Below are 21,385 nucleotides of genomic sequence, written 5' to 3' on the forward strand. Positions count from 1 at the left end.
GCTGAAAAAGCACTATCGGAAGTGTCTTCAGGAGTAGTTCTAAAACCTGGTGACCTTATTATATTAGACAACCATTTAGCGGCACATGCTCGAACGGCCTTTAAACCAAAATATGGGGAAAGACAGATGGTTACAAAGAATGTTTGCTGTAGTTGATAGTAATAAATCAAGTGCAAGTCGTTCTATTAAAAGTCATGTATGTATGCCTTTAAAAATCGAACTTGAATTGCAAAAATAATGGACAGAGTGATCAAACTATTTATTGAAAAATAGTTTGATCACTCTTATTATTTACCATTATGGGGGGATTTTATAAGTGGAGGATATTAATTTTTATACACTATTAATAGTAGTATGTTTCGGATTTCTTGCTTCTTTTATTGATTCAGTAGTGGGAGGAGGAGGACTGATCTCTATACCAGCTTTGTTATTTTCAGGTCTCCCGCCTTCAGTTGCTATCGCTACAAATAAGTTAGCCAGTACAATGGGTACATTAACGAGTACGATTACCTTTATAAGATCAGGAAAAGTTAATTTTCAGTTAGTCTCTAAATTGTTTCCGATTGTTTTTATAGGGTCCTTATTGGGTGCTTTAGTTGTCAATTTTATTTCATCTGAATTATTAAAACCATTAATATTAATTCTTTTAGTAGGTGTAGCTATTTACACTATTTTGAAGAAAAACTGGGGTAATGAGTCTACTTATAAAAAACTGACTTGGAAAAAAGCCATTCTTTTTTCTTTTGTAATATTCGCTATTGGTTTTTATGATGGATTTTTAGGTGCAGGAACGGGTTCATTTATTTTATTTGCCTTTTTGATTATAGGCTTCGATTTTTTACAATCTGCAGGAAATGCAAAATTTCTTAATTTCGGCAGTAACATTGCAGCTCTAATTATGTTTCTTTTTCTTCATAAAATTAATTTTTTATATGGTGTACCAATGGGTATATCAATGATATTAGGAGCACTTGTGGGATCTAACTTCGCAATTAAAAAAGGTGTAACCTATGTGAGAATGTTATTTATTTTAGTTACTGTTATCTTAATAGGAAAAAATATCTTTGATTTTATAATGCATTATTGATGATGGCGATATGAGTACTTCTGTTTGCAGTCTGCATACTAATTAATAGGTAAAGAAGTCGAAAAGGTTTACGAAATTCGTCATCCAAATTAAAGTTTTGAATGAAAGAGCAGGATGACTCCTGCTCTTTTTCTTTCTATTGGGCTAGATTAAACGCAGACGGTTATTCCTTGAGAAAAACAAAAAAAATTTCTTCTATCCATTGATTAGCTTGGCTTTAGCCGGGTTTCTATCACCCTGTTGGGCTTGTCAGGTTTTAAAAAGGTATGCTACGTTTATAATGTTTTGTTTCACCTGATTGCGGGGTAATAAAGATAGGATCAGTAAATAATTCTTAGGAATGACCTCAATCTTTCTGCAACACATAATAAACATATTGGAAGACGTAATGGAAGAACTAAAATAAAGGTTTAGGATACTTTGAAGAAATAAAAGTTTTTTTTCGATTGTGATAATATTCACAATAGAGCTTATGAAGGGGAATCATTTCTCCAAACAGTCTGCAGAAAATACCAACCACAGCCCAAGGATATATCACTAACCACTTTGGCTTGTATTATCTGTTGGTTGTTTCTCTTTTTGTTGCTGTTTGTATTATTTTTAATCCAATCGGCAAAAATAAGTTAAGAAAACCAGCGAAAAAACTGAATTTCATCCTTCCTCCCTGGTTTACAATGTTATTTGGCGCTGAGATGGATATTGGTCCAGTCTTTTAAGGCCCAGTTGAACCAATCGCCACTATGCCATTAGCTCTCCATCAGGTGAAACAGAAACCCCCAGACTTTTAGAGAAGCATTACGCTATACATTCTGGGACTGCACGCTTGGACCGTTTATCCGCTTGTATCATGTGGATTTGATCATTAAGGAGTTGATATTATTAAATGAAGTTCAACAAGAAAAAAATTAACGTTGTAGATATTCAAAAAGCGAAGAAAAGCGTGTTTGCTACAGGGATAGGAAACGCGATGGAATGGTTTGATTTTGCTTTATATTCTTATTTGGCAGTTATTATTAGTAAAAACTTTTTCAGTCCGGTTCAAAACGATGAATTAAAGATAATATTTACTTTTGCTACATTTGCAATTGCCTTTTTACTTAGACCGGTAGGCGGAATTATTTTTGGTAAAATGGGTGATAAATTTGGCCGGAAAATGGTATTAACAATTACTATTTTAATGATGGCTTTATCTACTTTAATAATTGGTGTACTTCCTACCTATGATCAGATTGGTGTATGGGCCCCTATATTATTACTCTTAGCTCGTATTCTGCAAGGTTTTTCTGTGGGTGGAGAGTACGCTGGTGCAATGGTATATATCGCAGAATCTTCTCCAGATAATAAACGTATAAGGTTAGGCAGTGGTTTAGAAATCGGCACATTATCTGGCTATATAGTAGCTTCTGTTTTAGTTACAGTACTTTTCTGGACTTTATCTGATGTTCAAATGAATAGTTGGGGATGGAGGATTCCTTTCTTCTTAAGTATTCCAATTGGATTATTTGGTTTGTATTTGAGAAGTCATTTAGATGAATCACCAATCTTTGAAAATGACATCTCTGAAAACCAAGAACGACAACCAGGTTTATTAGAAGTAATTAAAACATATAAAAAAGATATCTTTTTATGTATCGTATTTGTGGCGTTTTTCAATATAACCAATTACCTATTGTTAGGTTATATGCCTTCTTATTTAGATGAGAACCTTGGTATAAGTGATAATATAAGTACACCGGTTACAGCAATTGTATTGATTATTATGGTACCGTTCGCTTTAACTTTTGGTAAACTGGGAGATAAATTAGGAAATAAAAAAGTTATAACAATTGGATTAGTATTAGGAATTGTATTTTCGATTATCTCTTTCCAATTTCTTAATATGGGGAATATAACATTCTTATTTATAGGACTTTTATTGTTAGGTATTGTATTATCTGTATACGAAGGTACTATGCCAGGATCTTTACCTACGTTGTTCCATACTGACATTAGATATCGTACATTATCCTGGACATTCAACTTATCGGTTTCTATTTTTGGCGGAACAACACCTTTAGTTGCTTCTTGGTTAACCCATGTGACAAGAAACAATTTGGCGCCAGGTTTCTATTTATTGGCAGTTAGTTTAATTGGCTTAATCGTTGTGTTAACCTTATTTAAAGATACTTCAGGTAAATCTTTAAAAGGTTCTTACCCAACAGTTGCTTCTAAAGCTGAGTTTCAAGAAGCTGTTGAAAATCCAAAAGATTCACTGTGGTGGAAAATGGAGCAAACAGAAAAGGAATGAAAAAAGCATCCATATAATTGACCGACTACTCGAAATACAGACTCAGAATAATCCGGGATTATCCCAGCAGAAATGACTGCAGCTTCTCGATCGTCATTATTTAATTGGTTGTGTCCTAATAATAAAACATTGACGCAAGAACGAAGAGAAATTAAAAGGTCCGAGCAATACAGCAAAATAAGAAGCAAGAAGCTTTGGTATGCCAGTTCTTCTCCCGGGGAGAGCTGGCTTTTTATTTTCTATATGGGGAACTTGTACGCTAACTAATAATCCTATTAAGGCACGTCCTTTCAAGGTATCTTAGAAGAACAAGAGGGGTTCATTGTCATCCTGACCAAATTGTAATCACTTCAGGTGCAACCCAAGGACTTTCCCTTATAGCAAAATTGTTATTGTCACCGGGTGATGAAGTCATTATTGAAGATCCTATTACACATGAAATTCAAACTATTTTTTCATCACCCGGCAGCTCGCTTTACCCTATACCAGTAGATCATAATGGGATGCGAACGGAGCTGCTGCCCCACGATAAAAAACCAAGTTTTGTATTTGTTACTCCGTCTCATCAATTCCCAATCGGCGGTACATTAACAATTCAACGCCGTATTCAATTAATACAGTTTGCGCGTCAATCAAATTGTTATATCGTAGAGGATGATTACGATAGTGAATTTCGATATAAGGGATCACCTATAAGTTCCCTTCAGGGGTTAGACCCGTCAAGAGTTATTTATATCGGTACATTCAGTAAGATCTTATCACCGGCACTGCGTCTTGGATATTTAGTTCTTCCGCCGTCTCTCGTTGAGAAGTGTAAGAATCTAAAATGGTTTACAGATCTTCATACCTCTTCCTTGGAGCAGCTTACACTTGCAAACTTTATTGAGGATCGTTATCTAGAACACCATATTAGTAAAATGAAAAAAGTGTATAAGAAACGTCGTGAGGCTTTAAAACAAAGCCTGAACCGTGAATTTGGAGATGAGGTCAAGATATTTGGAGATTCGACAGGTCTTCATTTAATAGCGAGTTTTGAAAATGTCATTTTTTCTGAACAGGTGCTGAAAAAGTTAGATCAGCATAAAATTAAAATTTACCCGGTTGAACTCCATACGATCCAGAAAGGGGTTCATAAAAACAAAATTATTTTAGGTTACGGAAATTTAGCTGAGAAAGAAATAGAAGAAGGGATACGAAGGTTGAAAGCTGCTTTGTCTGCAAAAGCATTAACATTATAGGCGCTGTACTTGAATGGATATTTTTCTGGAAATTTAAATTGTATTCAGTTTAACATGCAACATTTCCAAAAACCTTGAATGAAAAAAATCCCCGCTAAATAGGGGAGGATCATTTCGGGATGAAACGAGTAGAAGAGCTGGTTTCAAGAATGTTTTGCTTCATCTGTTTTAAAAATGTCACGCCGTCTCGGCCGCACCCCAATGATACCAAGGGTTTTAACGCCCTTGGTATTTTTTGTTTTTAAATAAGCCGTCTGGTCTGTCAGTGAATTCAGGGCGTTAAAGCGCCCGACTGTGGCAGGACATGATCCTTCATTACTTTTTTGAATGTAACTTCCCCGCATTATTCTTCTTTTAACATTGAATACTTTCGATACGCTTTATAGAAACTGATGCCGAAGATAACAGCCATAAGGGCGGGAAGCGACCTCAAAATGGCAAATGGAGTTTCAAATAAAAATGCTTTCCAAAACATTGAGCCTTCCATACTCCACAGGCCTTCAGCTAAATATAAACCTGAATCCTTGTAAAACATATAAGAAATAAACAAACACAGGAAACCAAAACTTGATGAATAACTCATTAATCTTTTATAATAATTACTCTTTGATTGGCGATCCGAGAAGATTTCATTTTGACCATCATCTTCTTTTTGCCAATATCGAGTTCCAAGCCCCCACGGGCCATTTATATAACTCCAGCCGAAGTCTTCATAAATTCCTTTGTAATCTTTGAACTTTTTGTTTGATAAATAATCTTGATAATCCACTCGCATTACATATCTCTTATCGGTTTTTTCGAAGGTGTATATTCCTAATCCGCTAATATTTGTACAACGATAGCCGTTTTGTAATTGCTCGTTCAGCCATTGCTCCTCTTTTTCAATATCAAAAAACATCTTAAATTTCTTCATTCGATTCACTTCCTTCGTACAGGGATAAAATATGCAATAACCTGTTTTGTTCCATTTTCAAAATGGCGCTTCCTTCTGCAGTTATCATATAGACTTTTCTCCGGCCCGACTCTCCGACAGGCTCAATCCAGCCATGCTTATTCAAGTTTTCAATCGCGCCGTATAATGTGCCGGCCGCTAAAATAACAGTACCGTTACTCATCTTTTCTATCTTCTGTATGGCGGCATAGCCATGAAGCGGCTCACGCAGAGCTAATAAAATGTAATGCATGGTTTCAGACAGCGGTAATAATTTATGTTTCATATCCTCACCCTCTATTCAGTTCGACTATATAGTTCAACTTTATAATAATGTAATACAGTTCAACTGAATAGTCAATGAGTTTTTCAAAATTTGTAAAAGGAACTTGAAGTAAAAAAGAATTTATGGCGGTGCGTAACGGTTCTCCGATGAAACAGTCCGTTTATTTTCAATGTGTTTTTTATTTCTAGAAATAAAAGGTGCTCATTACAAAAAAGGCAGAAGGAATGAAAAATATAGTTGACTTAAGCAACTGTTTCGATTACGATGAAAAAAAGTTGCTTAAGTCAATCATTTGGAGGAGGTACATCAATTTGGAAACAAAACGTGTTTTGGCATTCAGACAATTTAATAGATTTTATACAGATATTTTGGGTTTTCTGAATGAACATATTTATGACAGCCCATTCTCTTTAACAGAAACCAGGATTTTGTACGAAATTTATAATACGCCCGATTGTACAGCAAAAATCATTCAAGAAAGGTTAGATCTGGACAGAGGATATGTAAGTAGAATTATCAGAAAATTCGAAGAGGAAGGCTTCATATATAAGCAAAAATGTATAGAAGACGGACGTAATCATTTCCTTTATGTCACCGAGTCAGGGAAAAGTATTTATAAAAGTCTGGAGAAAAAAGCCAATCATCAAGTTGAATATATACTTGAATGCATAGACAAAGAGGAACAAGAAAAACTTGTAGATTCAATGGAAACCATTCAAAACATTTTGCAGCATTCTTTTTATGATAAAGAATCTCCGATTTCAATAAGAGACTATTATACTTCAGAGGATGTCAAAAACATAATTGAAAAACAGCGATTATTTTATGCCAAATCCCATGGGTGGGATGACACATTCTTATCTTATCTTCGCGATACGTTTAAAGCTGATATTGAAAAAATATGGGTGGCGGAAAGCGGGAATACCTTTGCGGGTTGTATCGGCTTAGTGAATGACGATGAAAAAACAGGACAGTTAAGATGGTTTTTAGTCGATCCGTCTTTTCAAAGAAAAGGTGTCGGCAGCCGTCTAATGAAGGCACTTGTGCAATATTGTAAAGAAAATGGATACGAGCGCATATTTCTTTGGACGGTAAAAGACATGTCAACAGCCCGGCCATTGTATAAAAAAACCGGATTCGAAATGACAGAAGTTCATAAAGAGAAACCTTTATGGGGATCAAATTTAATAGAAGAGCGCTGGGATTTGGAATTATAAATAAGAGTGAGGGGGGATAGGATGCGAATAAAATATCACTACGCATGGATCATTGTTTTTGTCAGTTTTTTAACCTTATTAGCGGTTCAAGGGGCACGTCTTTCATTTGGAGCTTTTGTTGAACCGTGGGAAAAAGATTTTTCTATGGACAGAGGAACAATCTCACTTATTTCTACTCTGAGTTTTATCATATATGGCATATCTCAGCCCATAATAGGGAGGCTGGTTGATAAACTAGGCCCCAAAATGATTTTGTCAGTCAGCACTTTCTTGGTCGGGCTTAGCTTTATTTTAACTTCTTTTGTGAATCATCCATGGCAATTATTTATCCTTTACGGAGTTGTTATCTCCATCGGTGTTGGAGGGGCATCTAATGTAGCCGCAACTGTTGTGGTTACAAATTGGTTTAATGAAAAACGCGGGCTTGCTTTTGGAATTATGGAGGCGGGGTTTGGCGCTGGTCAGATGCTTCTTGTTCCCGGCTCTCTCATTTTGATTCAATGGTTTGACTGGAAGTTAACTGTAGTGATTTTGGGTCTGCTTTTAATGGTTATTGTGTTTCCTGTCATCCTGTTATTTTTACGGAATCATCCCGGCGAGATGGGGTTATCTCCTATGGGCGGCTTTATGAAAGAAGAAGCTGGAAGTGGGCAGCATACGACCCGCATTTCTGTTTGGGAAGTATTTAGCAAGAAACAATTCTGGTTTTTAATATTACCTTTTGCGATATGCGGTTTTACAACTACAGGTCTGATGGATACTCACCTTATTCCTTTTTCTCATGACCATGGGTTTTCAACAAGTGTAACCAGTGCTGCAGTTAGTGTGTTGGCGGGATTTAATATTTTGGGGATAATCATTTCAGGGATTGCGGCAGACCGCTGGAGCAGTAAAAAGATGCTTATTCTTTTATATGTCATCCGCGCATTATCAATTTGCATCCTGTTATACAGTCATCATCCGGTTATATTACTTATTTTTGCAATTCTGTTTGGGCTGGTTGATTTTGCAACTGTAGCTCCTGCCCAAATGTTAGCCACGCAATATTTTAAGCAATATTCAGTTGGATTTATTTTAGGCTGGTTATTCCTGAGCCATCAGATAGGATCAGCACTGGGAGCTTATGTACCGGGTTTTCTTTATAGTGAAATGGGTAACTATGATCTTTCTTTTTATTTCTCAATTATTATTTTGTTTGGGGCGGCAATATTTACTTTCTTACTGCCTGAAACGGTGAAAATAAAAAAAGAGCAAAAGCCGGAGACCGATTCAGTTTCATATTAATCAGTTCTCTCGGGCCGCATCTAAAAATACCAAGGGTTTTTCCACCCTTGGTATTTTGTCTGTTCTTATTTGTTGTTCCAGTTTTTCTCTATGAATTCAATTGCAGGCTGTAAGTTGGTTTTGTTCGCAATTTCAATGACAGCGGGAACGACGGCAGGGTCCGTTTTGGAGAAGTTCGGAATCCGCGGATCTAAACGGAAAAAACGATCTCCCAGAAGATTCGCACTGACCATAGATTCATAGTAACCATTTCCGCCAGCAATTATCTGAAGAAATGGCAGTAAAGGTTCATTAGGCGACCTGTCCAAAAGGACTCCCCAATTTGGAGGAAGGTTCTTCAGATTTTCGGGCCGTATGTTATCTGCACTTACCATTCCCCATCCCCTCGTATCTCTTCTTAAACGGGTCGGGGCTTCACCTGTTCCGATGGACAATATCGCAATTTGATCCAATGGCACGTTGGCTTTACCAACTGCAAACGCGATACTGGCTGTACTGGGATTCGTTGCTACTACATATCCGTCCACGTAGTTTTGATAGGCGCGTTGCGTCGCAGGGGCACCGCTGCTCCGCAGTATGACATCACTCACTTTCTCATTTAAATAGGGAGAGCCGGGAAAGTTGTGAAATAATACAGGAGTCCAACGATCCAGTTTTGGAGAGTATAATTTGAATGAAGGGACAACAATTCGCTTTCTTAAATCTTTGAGACGAAGATCTGCCGGGAAAAAATTCCGTACTGCTTTAATAAAACCGGAATATGGTAATTGTTGATTGAAAACGGGTCCGCCCGGCCGGGAAACGCTGAATGCGGGCAGGATTTTTTCCTTGAAATAGCGGAATGTCTCATGCGGCGATCTTCCGCTGGCTAATGCAAGGGCAGTGAATGAACCGATTGAATTTCCTGAAAACACGTGGGTTCGGCTTATTAAAGTCGGATTTTGTTTAACCAGTCTGTTCAATAGCTGTAAACTTAAAGCACCTAACGTACCTCCCCCATCAAAGGTCATGATCCGATATTTTGCCAAAGCTGATGTCTCCTTTCTAATGAAAACTATCATTCAGTATATGTTCAACCAGAATCTATTGTATGGATGAATGGATATCTCTTTATCTTAAAAATTTATCAATCCAGCGGGTTGGGAAAAAATATTTTCTTTATTTGAAGAGGTTTTTCCGAGAAGAAGGAGAATGGTTTAAAAATAAGTGAGACGGAGAAGCATCAAGTTATGGACAGCTATCCCTAAGGAAAGATTGACTGGCGCCCGGATTCCGAAGCCATGTCGTGTAAGGAAATGATAAAACATGTTTTAGAAGCAGAATTTCTTTACCATCAAATTTTACTAAAACATATGAATGAGCCTTCAGAGGAATCTCCTAATCCTTATGTATCAAAAACGTTTACCACAGCACCCGGAGAATTAGAATTTGCAAAACCGTTTCGGACCGAGTTTTTGACATTCATCAAATCTTTAAATGAAACAGATTTAACAAATATAAAGATTGATAGGTCTGATGTTGGGTACGTCCGTGAACTGGGGGACATGTTATTAAGGATTGCTTATCATGAGTCAGTACATACCGGTCAGCTTTTAGACTATCTCAGAACTGCTGAAGTGGAGCGGCCTTTCATTTGGGACTAGTTAAAATCAGGAGAAGAACAAAGGCGGACATATATGTCTTTAGTTTTACACGGGAAGGAGAAAGAATGAATTATAAACCGATTAATTTTCAAGAGAAATTAGCTGCATTCCAAGACCAATGGTCTCCAAAAGTAATTGCTGAAATGAATGATTATCAATTTAAACTTGTTAAAGTACAAGGGGACTTTGTTTGGCATAAGCATGAGGAAACAGATGAGGTCTTTATTGTGATTGAGGGGAATTTAATCATTGAATTTCGTGATGGAGAAGTAAAATTAAATGAAGGTGAAATGTTTGTCATTCCGAAAAATGCTGAACATAAACCTTATGCAGAATCAGAGTGTAAAATTTTGCTTGTAGAGCCTAAAGGTGTTGTGAATACCGGGGAAGAAATAACTGATCAAACAGCTGAAAATGATGTCTGGATCTAGCCCGTAATGATGGACCGAAATTAAGAAAGGTTTAAGGTTAAATATTGAAAAATTTTGATATTATAATGTATTGTTTGGAAATTTTATCATTTGATAAGGAGTTTTCTAATTGCGTTGGAGTAAATGGTTCAATATTTTTTGTATAGTTGCACTGGGATCAATATATGGTTATAAATTATTGACTAACCAAGAAGTTAATACTACTCGTTTAATAATAGCTTCAGTAGTTGTCTTGTGGAACATTGTTGGACTTTTTAGCAAAGAACCGGTAAAACAAACACAGCAAGCAAATTAAAAGTCAAAAAATACTTTCCAATCGTTCAATAAAAAGTTGGTACAGAAGGATGCTGCAGCGTGCAGCATCCTTTTTATCATTCCTGGAAAGCGCAATGAAAATAAACGTCCATAACAAGTGATATGATTATAATGTTTAAGACCCAGTGGAGGAATATCCATGAAGCACAAGTCCTCCCGGCCGCATCTCAATAATACCAAGGGTTTAACGGCCTTTGGTATTATTTTTTGTGTAGAAAATACGGCTATGGAAGTCTTGCTCACTATAACTCATCAGTTACTTAAAATAAGCGGTCGGCAGTTTCCGTCGGTTTATTAGGAAAAAGATGTTCTTAAGTATTCATTGTAAAGAAACGGAACTATGTCCTAAGCGTTTCTCATCACATTCCATAACGTGTTGTTGGATTGGAACATTTAACAACAAGCTGTATCCGTTTTGGATCAGAAAGCGTTAATGTTTTCTCTTCCTCGTCGAAGACGGCTTTTGGGCATCACCAAAAGACTTTCACCATTTGAGGAACAATAGCGTAAACATAAACAAGTTTCATACATAGCAACTTGAGAAACGACTAACCTTGACATTCAGTTATGTTTATATTTAATTAACTCTTTGTGAGAGATAATTGTTATCAATCTGTATCATGTCACGAGATTCATAAATCATTAAAGGCTCCTTATCTCTAAGAGCGGATTGATTCATTGCATGTGCAACCACACTTGGTTTTATGCCCATTTTAGCTTGAATGGATAGAGGAAAAGCCCATGAAGTATATTTAACTAATTTTACAGCAATAAGTTCACCTAATCTGAATTCTTCTCGATCAGCGATTAATAATGAAGGTCTAAATACGGAAAGCTTAGGTAGGTTTAAAGATAAGAGTTTGTCCTCCAGTTCGCCCTTTATTCGAGTGTAAAACATGTTCGATTTAGGATTTGCCCCCATAGCACTCACCAATAAAAAATGACTTAAGCCATTCTTTTTTGCCAGTGTCGCTATCTGGTATGGATATTCGACATCAACTTTATACATCTGGTCCTTTGATTTCGCTTTTTTTATTGTTGTACCCAAACAACAAAATACATCTGTTACCTCTTCGGCTGGATACTCATCTTCTAAATGATCAAAATTAATTTTAAGTACTTTGAGTTTTTCATGCTCTATCTCAAGTGGTTTTCTAGCCAATACAATAATTTCACTATATGACTCGTTTTTCAGGAGGATTTCGATTAGTTTAGTACCAACTAAACCAGTTGCTCCAACGACTAAAGCTTTTTTGTCACTCAATATGATCACTTCCAATTCGGTTTAAGTCTTCAAAACTAATCGCTTTCGTGTTCGCCTTTCTCACTCCACCTTAACGACAGTCAGTTCGGCTTATGCTCTCCAAACGGCTTTGCTATTGTCTTCTCATACCTGCTTCAGATGTAAAACAAATCCAATTTATTCTTTGAGTATTATATTCTCGTTCTCCTAGGCTTTATTGTATTCATTTTTTATTTTATTACAAACTGGTTTGATTCTAATAGCCATTAGAAGCCGTGCTTTTCTATTTTTATTTCTAAACCCTTACAGTTCTGTAACTTCAGATGGCGCGTATTATCAAAAAACTGACGCCTTTAGCTATATAGTTATTCATGATAGGAATGTATGATTACACTATAAATTCAATGGGGGGAAGATAGATATGAATAAAAAAGTTATTTTGATTACTGGAGCAAGCAGCGGAATTGGCTATCATACAGCGGAAGTGTTGGCAAAACAAGGACATAAAGTATACGGAGCTGCTAGACGGGCAGAAAAAATCCAGCCATTATCTGCGGTGGGTGTAGTTGCAGTAAAATTAGACGTAACAAATGAAGAATCTATGCAAAAAGCCATTCAAACAATCATCAAAGCTGAAGGTAAAATCGATGTATTAATCAACAATGCCGGTTATGGCTCTTATGGTGCTGTAGAGGATGTTAAGATCGAAGAAGCAAAAAACCAATTTGAGGTAAATCTCTTTGGTCTTGCCCGGCTGACACAGATTGTTTTACCGCATATGCGACAACAACAATCAGGTCGAATCATCAATACTTCTTCAATGGGTGGACGTCTGACAAGTTTCATGGGCGCATGGTATCATGCGACGAAATATGCGCTGGAAGGATTCAGTGATGCTTTACGAATGGAAGTTAAACAATTTGGCATTGATGTTGTGTTGATTGAACCAGGCGGAATAAAAACAGACTGGGGATTTATCGCCGCTGATCACTTAGAAGAATCAGCAAATGGGGGAGCCTATGAAGCAGCCGCAAAGAAAGCTGCTGCGGGTATGAGAAAACAATACTCATCTAATATGCTTTCAAATCCGTCGGTCATTTCAAATGCTATTTCAAAAGCGATAAATAAGAGAAGACCTAAAACTCGCTATTTAGTAGGTTTTGGTGCAAAACCATTAGTGTTCATGCACACTATTTTGCCGGACAGAGTATTTGATTTTATTATGAAGAATGCCAGCTGACTGACTTGGGATGGCACCATTATTAATGACCGAAATCCGTATTTTTCAAAATGAAAAAATAGATCAGTGAAAGTAAAGCAATCAACAAAATCATTAGAATTGGAGCAAATAGATTTGAATAACGTAAAAAGAATAAATTTCTTTAAACGTGATGGATTGACTTTTAATGTTATTGATAAAGGCCCAATAGATGGAGAAGTTGCAGTCCTTTTACATGGCTTTCCACAAAGGGCTTCATCTTGGTCAAACGTAATGAAAGAATTAAACAAAGCTGGATATCGTACAATTGCTCCGGATCAACGAGGATATTCCCCAGAGGCCAGACCAAAAGGACGTTATGCTTATAGAGTGTCAGAATTAGCAATGGATGTTGTTGAACTAATCAAACAGCTTATTACAGGACCCGTTCATTTAGTAGGTCATGATTGGGGTTCTTTCGTTGGGTGGACTGTTGCTGGTAAATATCCCAAGTTTATTAAGACGTGGACTTCTGTATCTTTACCGCATCCTAAAGCATTTGTTCGTTCCCTGTTTTTAAGTAAACAGTCTTTCCATTCTTGGTATATGCTTTTTTTCAGTTACCTCTTATACCTGAATTCCTATTAACCAACATGCGCTCTTTGAGAAATACAATGCTTAAAAATGGGGGGATGGATGACGAACTTGTAAATAGGTATGAACAAGAAATGATTAAAGAGAGAGCGTTAAAAGGGGGGATAAATTGGTACAGAGCAATGCCTTTCTTCGGAAAAGCACTTAACATAAATGTTCCAACCACTCATATATGGGGAGACAAAGATGTTTCATTAGAAAGAAAGGGTGCGGAATTGGCAGGGAACTATGTAAACAGCTCATATAATTTTGAAATCATTGAAGACGGAACTCATTGGCCTCCTGACCAATCCCCTAAACAGCTTGCTAAGTTATTAATTAAATCGTTTGAAAGGATTATTAATAACTACAGCATTAAAAGAACTACCCATAGCAGCCGATAAAGGCAGATGCTGCGGATATAAGAAATCAATGCTCTTCTAGTATGCTATAAAACTGCCGGTCATTTCAATTGCTGTTTCACAAGAGAAAACTAAAAATTCATTATTCAGTTGGCCCTTGTATAAAACTAACAGTGTTTATGTACACTGTTTTATCAGTTAGAGCCTTAAATTTATGATGAAGAACGTAAGCTAATCAATTTAGAAAGAAGTTTTTAAAATGAAGTTAACAATTACTACTCAATTTCAAGAATTTATTTTGAGCTTAGGACTTTCTATGGAGGATTTATTGCGCCGTGCGGGGATTCCAAACTTACTTTGGAAAGAGGAACTTGTCGTTACTGATCAAGAATACTATCGTTTATTACATGAATTTGATCTTTTAGTAACGGACGAGCAACTTTTAGCTTTTAGCGAAGTTAAAAACATTAACATGTTTATGCCGCCTATTTTTGCAGCGCTGTCTGCCCAAAATGGTATAGAAGCACTGCACCGGTTTGCCACCTACAAGAAGCTGATTGGTCCTGTTTCAATTCGTGTACAAGCGCTCGAAGAGGTGGTTAGTGTTCACTTTTCGTTTATTTATCCTGAGCAGAAACTTCCGCGCTTTGCGCTATTAAATGAACAGCTGCTCTTGATTAGTCTGTTAAGGACAGGAAGCGGTGCGGACATTAACCCGCTCACGATCAGCGGCCCATTTGAATATGGAGGACAGATTGAAGGGTATGTAGGAGCTGTGCCAGAAGTAGGGGAAGAGAATCAGCTGGTGTTTAAAGTGGAAGATTTAAATCGGCCATTTTTAACCCAAAATAATAGCATGTGGCAATATTTAGAGCCGGCACTAAAAAATAAACTCGCAGAGCTCTCAGCTCAAAGGTCATTTTCAAGTACTGTTCAGACAGCCTTATTTCAAGCAATACCTAGCGGTAACTTCTCATTAGAAGAGATTGCACATTCATTAGGAGTCAGTCCTAGAACGCTTCAGCGCAATTTAAGTGCTGAGGGTACTGCCTTTAATCAACAATTACAAGCAACACAAAAAATGCTTGCGCTGAATTATGTGCAAAATGATAGCTTAAACATGAATGAGATCACGTATCTTGTAGGATACGCAGACCCTAGTTCATTTTCCAGAGCTTTTAAAAAATGGACAGGCAAGACAATCTCTCAGTATAAAAAGGAGAACACTGAGAAGAGAGAGGGATAATGATGGAACAGCATTTTAAAGCGGTCGGAATTTTTGCTGATGATATACCGGCCGATGGCAATCAGGATCGCTTAGGCTTAACACCGGATTATGGGAAAGAAACGAAGTAAGAGGAGTAGACTATGATGTGTTTACTCCTCTTTTTCTGTCTATGAACCTTTTGTTGTAATTGATGTAAATTTGCGCTGACTGCTCTGGTGTTTCTTTTCTCTCCGTATCGATCCACTTTTCAAGTATGTCAAATTCCGCAGAATCGAATTCATAATAATACTTCAAAATCCTTCATTAAGTCAGCTTTGAATTTCTAAAATACCGCAGGGGCGTATTCCTCTAAATGTTTCACATTCTTTTTCAGCCTCTAATATTCAAATCGTACTATTCAGCAGCAAGTAATTTGTAACGCTTTTCTTCCGTCGAATTCTTTATAAGATATTTTAGCTAAGGATTATAGAATGTTGATTACTTGCAAATCATTAAAAAACAGCTGTCTTTTTTTTAGACAACTGTCCCTTGACCTTCACCTCATTATAAAGATATAAGGAAAACTTTGTGAATCGGCGTATGACAGTTAATCAGCTCTTCAAATGAGGGTTATTTAATGCAATATCAGAGTAAATTTGAGCTAATTGCTTTGGGGTTTCCTGGGTGCCGCTGGCAATCCATTTTTCAAGCATGTGCCAAATGCCTGCGGAATGGAAGTCATTATAATACTTTAAAAACGTATCATCAAAATCTTTCATTACATGAGCTTTAAATTTTTCAAATACAGTAGGTGCATATATTCTCAAGTGCTTGAGAATCATAATAAAAAGATTATTTTTATAAATAAGCTTTAAAAAATCGACATGTTCATACCAAAACTCGAAGTAGGCATAAGACATGGAGTAAGGCGTGAGTGATTCTAAAGATTCAAATGCTTTTTCAGTCTCCTTCATTAACCCTGAAATATATTCGTAAAGCACATCTTCTTTAGAGTCAAAATTACGATAAAAAGTTTTTCGTACCAGTCCGGCTCTATCTGAAATTTCCTTAATCGAAATCTTATCATAAGGCTTTTCTTCCATTAGTTTTAACAATGCTTCAATAATCCATTTCCTTGAACGGATAGAAATAGGATTATTACTTTTTTCGTTATTCATTCATCATGATCTCCTTATCAAAACAAATGTCTCATATTCTCAAATATGTATCACTTGTTCTCAATATATTGACTTGAACTTCTCCTATTCATTATAATTCACCTTAACGAGTGATACAAGTGTGTATCTTGATACATGTGTTACATTTTATCGGTCGAACAAATCTCTTCCTGGAGGAATGGACGGTATGACTCAGAATAAAAAAGGCGTGGTCTTAATTACGGGGGCATCCGCAGGGATGGGGAAGGCGACTGCGGAGCTCTTGCTAGAACGAGGGTATATTGTTTATGGAGCGGCAAGACGTGTAGACAAGATGAAAGACTTAGAAGTAAAAGGTGCAGAGATTTTAGCTATGGATGTGACAGACGAACAGTCTATGATCGATGGTGTAAACCGAATCATTCAGGAACAAGGAAGAATCGATGTGTTATTTAATAATGCAGGCTATGGCTCTTATGGGGCTGTAGAAGATGTTCCGCTAGATGAAGCGAAAAGACAGTTTGAAGTAAACCTTTTCGGACTAAGCCGTTTAACCCAATTAGTATTACCCCATATGAGAGAGCAAAGATCAGGTAAGATCATTAATAACTCCTCAATGGGCGGAAAAGTCTATACTCCATTAGGTGCATGGTATCATGCGACAAAGCATGCATTGGAAGGCTACTCTGATTGTCTTCGTTTTGAAGTTGCTCAATTTGGGATAGATGTAGTGATTATTGAGCCAGGATCAATTGAGAGTGAATGGAACGATATTACTTTAGAGAACGTTCAAAAAACTTCTGGTCATACAGCATATGCAAAGATGACAAAAGCCTTCGTAGATATGTCAAAAAGGTCACCAAAATCGACTTCTCCAAAAGTCATCGCAGAAATTGTCTTACGAGCGATTGAATCAAAAAAGCCAAGGACTCGATATGTAGCCGGACAGTTTGCAAAACCTCTGATCACACTGAGAAAACTAGTATCTGACCGCATGTATGATGGCATTCTTTATAGAATGTTTAAGCTGAAGTAAAAGATACTTTTGAATTTGATGAAATGGTTCTTTATTAAGATAGACAAGAACTAAAAAACATAGAATCGCACAACCTGCGGGTATTAATCAAAGGAGTGTTAACATTGAAAAAAGAAATGAAAGGTCAACAATTTTTACCGATAAACGACATTAAAGGAGGAGCCGACAAAGTTGATGCATATAATCCCTTTTCTTGGTATGAAAAGATGAGAAAAGAGTCTCCTGTTTACTATGATCAAAATACAGGAATATGGAGTGTCTTTCTTTACGAGGATATAAAAAGAGTGCTCAGTGAAAAAGAAACCTTTTCAAGTCACTTTTCAACAAATAAAGGTTCCATCGGCAAAACATTGATTAATCAAGATCCGCCTAAACATACTCAAATAAGATCGATTGTTAACCGAAGCTTTACCCCGCGCGTAATGAAGGAGTGGGAGCCGCGCATTCAAGCGATTACGGATGAACTCATCCAGCGTATGGATGGAAAAGAAAAAATCGATATTTATAAAGACTTTGCCCATCCTCTTCCGATTATAGTGATTTCTGAGTTGTTAGGCGTACCTTCTGAATATATGGATCAATTTAAACAATGGTCTGATGTCTTAGTCAGTTCACCAAAAAGCAGTAAAGAGGAAGACATGAAAGAATTTTTAACTGCCCGAGAAACAGCAGAAAGAGAATTAGAAGAATTCTTTCAAACGATTATCGCGGAAAAACGAAAAAATTTAAGCAACGATCTTATTTCAATCCTTATACGGGCAGAAGAAGAAACTCTTAAAATATCGGAGAAAGAATTGATTCCTTTCTGTAACCTTTTATTAGTAGCCGGAAACGAGACGACAACTAATCTCCTAACAAATGCTGTTTTTAGTATATTGGAAAATGAAGGAGTTTACGATGAACTAAGAAATGATTTGTCTCTTATTCCTTCGATGGTTGAAGAATCTTTACGCTATCGTTCACCTGCACAGGTTCTCAGACGTAAGGTGATACGGGATACAGAGATAGGCGGTCAACAGTTGCGAAAAGGTGAAACGGTTATTGTATGGATTGGCTCAGCGAATCGTGATGAAAATAAGTTTAAAGATGCATCGACGTTTGATATTCATCGTAAACCAAATCCTCATATCGCTTTTGGGCACGGAATTCACTTTTGTTTAGGAGCGCCTTTAGCACGTATGGAAGCAAATATTGCGATGACGGCATTAATTAAAAAATATTCTTCTATCTCTCTTCCAGAAGGGTTTACTCTGGATCCAATCGAGAGCAGTGCCGTATATGGACTAAGAAGTTTTCCTGTACTTGTAAAACAATAATCCATCAACATGCAGGACGCAGAAATCCAATAGAGGGCGTAGAGGGCAGGATATACAAAAGGAGACGGAGGTGAGCCGAAGTTGGCTAAGTACACGATTGTAGATAAAGAAACTTGCATTGCATGCGGAGCTTGCGGAGCCGCAGCACCGGATATTTATGATTATGATGAGGAAGGGCTTTCCTTTGTTATTCCGGATCATAATCAAGGGACAGCCGAGGTGCCGGATGTACTGGAGGACGATCTGATGGAAGCCTTCGAAGGCTGCCCAACAGAAGCGATTAAAGTGGCAGATGAACCATTCGATGGAGATCCTCTTAAATTTGAGTAAAGCCTTCATAAGTACAGGGATGAAAACCTAAGAAAAGCTATAGTAAGTGAACCATCAACGCACCCATTGAAAGTGTTAAACTTAGAGTTGAGGTTTATACAATCTACTATATATCGAATAAAGGAAGATGAAAGATGCCAGAGTATTCAAGAAACAACCCCTTTCCAGCAAAGGTGCTCAAAAATATTAATTTAAACCATGAGGGCTCTAATAAAGAAACAAGACATATTGAATTATCCTTAGAAGGTTCAGGGTTTTCTTACGTTCCAGGTGATGCTCTGGGTATCGTACCAGAAAATGATCCAGAATTAGTAGCTGAACTTCTGGCAGAAATGCAGTGGGACGGAGAACAGGTTATAACGATTAATAAGAAAGGCGATACGCTTCCGCTGAAGGAAGCCTTAACAACCTATTTCGAAATTACGTTACTAACGAAGAAAATTTTACAACAAGCAGCAGAATTCACAGAAAGTGAAGAGCTAAAAGTACTTGTGACTTCTGAAGATGCAAGTCAAATAAAGGAATATATGTATGGACGCGATTTACTGGATTTGTTACGTGAATTTGGTCCGTGGAAAGCTTCTGCTCAAGACATCACAGCTCTTTTAAGAAAAACCCCGCCGCGTCTTTACTCGATTGCCAGCAGTTTAGCTGCACATCCGAATGAAGTACATGTAACAATAGGCGTTGTACGTTATAACTCTTACGATAGGGATCGAAAAGGAGTTTGTTCGGTTCAATGTGCAGAACGTGCAGCAGAAGGGGATACGCTTCCCATCTTCATCCAACCCAATAAGCACTTCCATCTGCCGGAATCGGAAGAAACAGATATTATTATGGTTGGTCCAGGAACAGGGATTGCGCCATTCCGTTCCTTTATTGAGGAACGTGCAGTAAATAAAGTAAGCGGGAAAACATGGTTATTCTTTGGAGATCAGTATTCAGCAACCGATTTCCTTTATCAAGACGAGTTAGAGAAGTATCAAGAAGAGGGCGTACTTACAAAGGTAGATAAAGCGTTCTCTCGTGATACAGAACAAAAAGTATATGTACAACATAAAATGCTCGAAAACAGCAAGGAAGTGTATCAATGGTTACAAGACGGAGCTTATTTCTACATTTGCGGAGATAAGGAGTATATGGCAAAAGACGTTCATGAAACATTGATATCCATTATTGAAGAAGAAGGAAACATGAGCCGTGAGGAAGCTGAAGAACAGCTGGCAGCCATGAAAAAACAAAAACGTTATCAACGTGATGTATATTAATAGTGATTAGTTAGAGAGAGCAGCTCCATTTCACAATGTGATGGAGTTGTCTTTTTTTATGAAGTTTTCACTCCATAATAATCTTCCATACTTTGTAAACGAAATGGCCGGTTTCAAAATTGCAGAAGATCAAGCTAGGGACTAAAAGGAAGAACAGAACTTTCCTTTTTTACTCGGACAGTTTGAAAACTAATTTATCGTTAAGTCCCGGCCGCATTAAGAAGACCAAGGGTTTTAGTCCCTTGGTCTTTTTTGTGTCCGTTACTCTTACGTCTAGTAGAACTTGCAGTCTTTGGTGGGAGCAGTAATCTTGTATTCACTTTTAATGATAGAAAGTGCCTTAAAAACATGTTTTTCTTTTCTTATACGGTCAATATCAGTCAAGCATCCAGAATCTGTTTGTATCGAAAAATGAAAATTCCCTAAAATGTGCCGGTTCATCAAAATACCAGTCCAAGCTGCAGTTCTTTCTTTACATAGTATGTAGAGATTAAAAAATATGAGAAGGAGTGGTAGTTCATGTATTATAACCCAGGTGAGAATCACGTTCAGAAAAAACCATACGACGAAGCCTGTGACCTTGGCCATGATTTTGATATGGCGGAAGACGAAGCGAGAGCAGAAGCAGCAAGAGAAGCAGAAGCGAGAGCAAGAGCGGAAGAGGCAATAGCAAGAGCGGAAGAAGCAAGAGCCAGAACAGCAGAAGCAGCAAGAGCAGCAGCAGAAGCAGAAAGACTAGCAGCAGAAGCAAAGGTAAAAGCGGCAAAAGCAGCAAAAGCAGCAGCAAAAGCGAAATGTAAAAAACATCATAAGAAAGAGAAAAAACATGATTGCAAACGGAAACACAAGAAGAAAAAATAGGAGAAATTCCGGCCCAAGGCTGCAAAAACGATAAAGAAAAAGATTCTTGTTGGAG

20 protein-coding genes and 3 pseudogenes are annotated in these 21,385 nt (G+C 37.3%); 18 read left to right on the forward strand and 5 right to left on the reverse strand.

What is annotated here, in order from left to right; genetic code table 11:
* Positions 1 to 316 precede the first annotated feature (316 nt).
* From AD710_RS10445 to pdxR, 4 genes and pseudogenes are all read left to right on the forward strand, one after another.
* On the forward strand, positions 317 to 1,087 hold the full coding sequence (locus AD710_RS10445) for a TSUP family transporter (protein WP_049627945.1): 771 nt from the start codon (positions 317 to 319) through the stop codon (positions 1,085 to 1,087).
* 479 nt (positions 1,088 to 1,566) lie between these two features.
* A pseudogene (locus AD710_RS20330) lies at positions 1,567 to 1,935 on the forward strand (BCCT family transporter); the annotation flags it as partial.
* 35 nt (positions 1,936 to 1,970) lie between these two features.
* On the forward strand, positions 1,971 to 3,374 hold the full coding sequence (locus AD710_RS10450) for an MFS transporter (RefSeq protein ID WP_049627946.1): 1,404 nt from the start codon (positions 1,971 to 1,973) through the stop codon (positions 3,372 to 3,374).
* A 275-nt stretch (positions 3,375 to 3,649) separates the two neighbouring features.
* A pseudogene (pdxR, locus tag AD710_RS10455) lies at positions 3,650 to 4,612 on the forward strand (MocR-like pyridoxine biosynthesis transcription factor PdxR); the annotation flags it as partial.
* 343 nt (positions 4,613 to 4,955) lie between these two features.
* Here pdxR and AD710_RS10465 read toward each other — a convergent pair.
* Complete coding sequence (locus tag AD710_RS10465; RefSeq protein WP_016937138.1) at positions 4,956 to 5,525, reverse strand: DUF2812 domain-containing protein; 570 nt, start codon at positions 5,523 to 5,525, stop codon at positions 4,956 to 4,958.
* The gene (locus AD710_RS10470; RefSeq protein ID WP_049627949.1) at positions 5,512 to 5,829 is read right to left on the reverse strand and encodes a PadR family transcriptional regulator; all 318 of its coding nucleotides are present in this window, start codon (positions 5,827 to 5,829) and stop codon (positions 5,512 to 5,514) included. Before AD710_RS10470 ends, AD710_RS10465 begins: the two co-directional genes overlap by 14 nt.
* A gap of 311 nt (positions 5,830 to 6,140) precedes the next feature.
* Between AD710_RS10470 and AD710_RS10475 the strand changes: the two genes are divergently transcribed.
* Together AD710_RS10475 and AD710_RS10480 are read left to right on the forward strand one after the other, a co-directional pair.
* Positions 6,141 to 7,046, forward strand: coding sequence for a bifunctional helix-turn-helix transcriptional regulator/GNAT family N-acetyltransferase (locus AD710_RS10475; protein ID WP_049627950.1), 906 nt, complete (start codon positions 6,141 to 6,143; stop codon positions 7,044 to 7,046).
* Positions 7,047 to 7,067: 21 nt separating this feature from the next.
* On the forward strand, positions 7,068 to 8,330 hold the full coding sequence (locus AD710_RS10480; protein ID WP_049627951.1) for an MFS transporter: 1,263 nt from the start codon (positions 7,068 to 7,070) through the stop codon (positions 8,328 to 8,330).
* Positions 8,331 to 8,395: 65 nt separating this feature from the next.
* Here the strand turns inward: AD710_RS10480 and cotR are convergent, their stop codons facing one another.
* Positions 8,396 to 9,358, reverse strand: a complete 963-nt coding sequence (cotR, locus tag AD710_RS10485) for a sporulation hydrolase CotR (protein WP_049627952.1) — start codon at positions 9,356 to 9,358, stop codon at positions 8,396 to 8,398.
* Positions 9,359 to 9,536: 178 nt separating this feature from the next.
* Between cotR and AD710_RS10490 the strand changes: the two are divergent.
* From AD710_RS10490 to AD710_RS10500, 3 genes and pseudogenes are all read left to right on the forward strand, one after another.
* Positions 9,537 to 9,973: pseudogene (locus tag AD710_RS10490) on the forward strand (DinB family protein).
* 65 nt (positions 9,974 to 10,038) lie between these two features.
* Complete coding sequence (locus tag AD710_RS10495; protein ID WP_049627954.1) at positions 10,039 to 10,404, forward strand: cupin domain-containing protein; 366 nt, start codon at positions 10,039 to 10,041, stop codon at positions 10,402 to 10,404.
* Between the two features lie 109 nt (positions 10,405 to 10,513).
* A complete protein-coding gene (locus AD710_RS10500; RefSeq protein ID WP_016937132.1) occupies positions 10,514 to 10,699 on the forward strand; it encodes a hypothetical protein in 186 nt (61 codons plus the stop codon).
* 597 nt (positions 10,700 to 11,296) lie between these two features.
* Here the strand turns inward: AD710_RS10500 and AD710_RS10505 are convergent.
* Positions 11,297 to 11,983, reverse strand: a complete 687-nt coding sequence (locus AD710_RS10505) for an NAD(P)H-binding protein (RefSeq protein ID WP_049627955.1) — start codon at positions 11,981 to 11,983, stop codon at positions 11,297 to 11,299.
* Positions 11,984 to 12,383: 400 nt separating this feature from the next.
* Here AD710_RS10505 and AD710_RS10510 point away from each other — a divergent pair, with 400 nt between their 5' ends.
* The 4 genes from AD710_RS10510 (at position 12,384) to AD710_RS10525 (ending at position 15,401) form a co-directional block, all read left to right on the forward strand.
* Positions 12,384 to 13,202: an oxidoreductase gene (locus tag AD710_RS10510; RefSeq protein WP_049627956.1), complete on the forward strand. Its 819-nt coding sequence runs from the start codon at positions 12,384 to 12,386 to the stop codon at positions 13,200 to 13,202.
* Positions 13,203 to 13,268: 66 nt separating this feature from the next.
* Entirely contained in the window at positions 13,269 to 13,808 is a 540-nt protein-coding gene (locus tag AD710_RS10515; protein ID WP_082197874.1) for an alpha/beta fold hydrolase, read from the forward strand.
* A 44-nt stretch (positions 13,809 to 13,852) separates the two neighbouring features.
* Positions 13,853 to 14,197 (forward strand): alpha/beta fold hydrolase, encoded by a 345-nt coding sequence (locus AD710_RS10520; protein WP_156187163.1) that lies wholly within the window; start codon positions 13,853 to 13,855, stop codon positions 14,195 to 14,197.
* Positions 14,198 to 14,414: 217 nt separating this feature from the next.
* Positions 14,415 to 15,401, forward strand: a complete 987-nt coding sequence (locus tag AD710_RS10525; protein WP_049627959.1) for a helix-turn-helix domain-containing protein — start codon at positions 14,415 to 14,417, stop codon at positions 15,399 to 15,401.
* A gap of 572 nt (positions 15,402 to 15,973) precedes the next feature.
* On the opposite strand, the gene AD710_RS10530 is transcribed toward AD710_RS10525, so the two are convergent.
* Positions 15,974 to 16,540, reverse strand: a complete 567-nt coding sequence (locus AD710_RS10530) for a TetR/AcrR family transcriptional regulator (RefSeq protein ID WP_049627960.1) — start codon at positions 16,538 to 16,540, stop codon at positions 15,974 to 15,976.
* A 187-nt stretch (positions 16,541 to 16,727) separates the two neighbouring features.
* Between AD710_RS10530 and AD710_RS10535 the strand changes: the two genes are divergently transcribed.
* The 5 genes from AD710_RS10535 (at position 16,728) to AD710_RS10555 (ending at position 21,330) form a co-directional block, all read left to right on the forward strand.
* Positions 16,728 to 17,555, forward strand: a complete 828-nt coding sequence (locus AD710_RS10535; protein WP_049627961.1) for an oxidoreductase — start codon at positions 16,728 to 16,730, stop codon at positions 17,553 to 17,555.
* A gap of 116 nt (positions 17,556 to 17,671) precedes the next feature.
* Positions 17,672 to 18,871 carry a cytochrome P450 gene (locus tag AD710_RS10540; protein WP_049628794.1) on the forward strand — a complete coding sequence of 400 codons (1,200 nt, stop codon included), beginning with the start codon at positions 17,672 to 17,674 and terminating at the stop codon, positions 18,869 to 18,871.
* Positions 18,872 to 18,952: 81 nt separating this feature from the next.
* Positions 18,953 to 19,201, forward strand: coding sequence for a ferredoxin (locus AD710_RS10545; RefSeq protein WP_049627962.1), 249 nt, complete (start codon positions 18,953 to 18,955; stop codon positions 19,199 to 19,201).
* A 134-nt stretch (positions 19,202 to 19,335) separates the two neighbouring features.
* Entirely contained in the window at positions 19,336 to 20,469 is a 1,134-nt protein-coding gene (locus AD710_RS10550) for a diflavin oxidoreductase (RefSeq protein WP_053102065.1), read from the forward strand.
* Between the two features lie 519 nt (positions 20,470 to 20,988).
* Positions 20,989 to 21,330, forward strand: coding sequence for a hypothetical protein (locus tag AD710_RS10555; protein ID WP_047478525.1), 342 nt, complete (start codon positions 20,989 to 20,991; stop codon positions 21,328 to 21,330).
* Positions 21,331 to 21,385 lie beyond the last annotated feature (55 nt).

Source organism: Bacillus sp. JFL15 (assembly GCF_001184225.1).
Classification (GTDB): domain Bacteria; phylum Bacillota; class Bacilli; order Bacillales; family Bacillaceae; genus Bacillus; species Bacillus siamensis.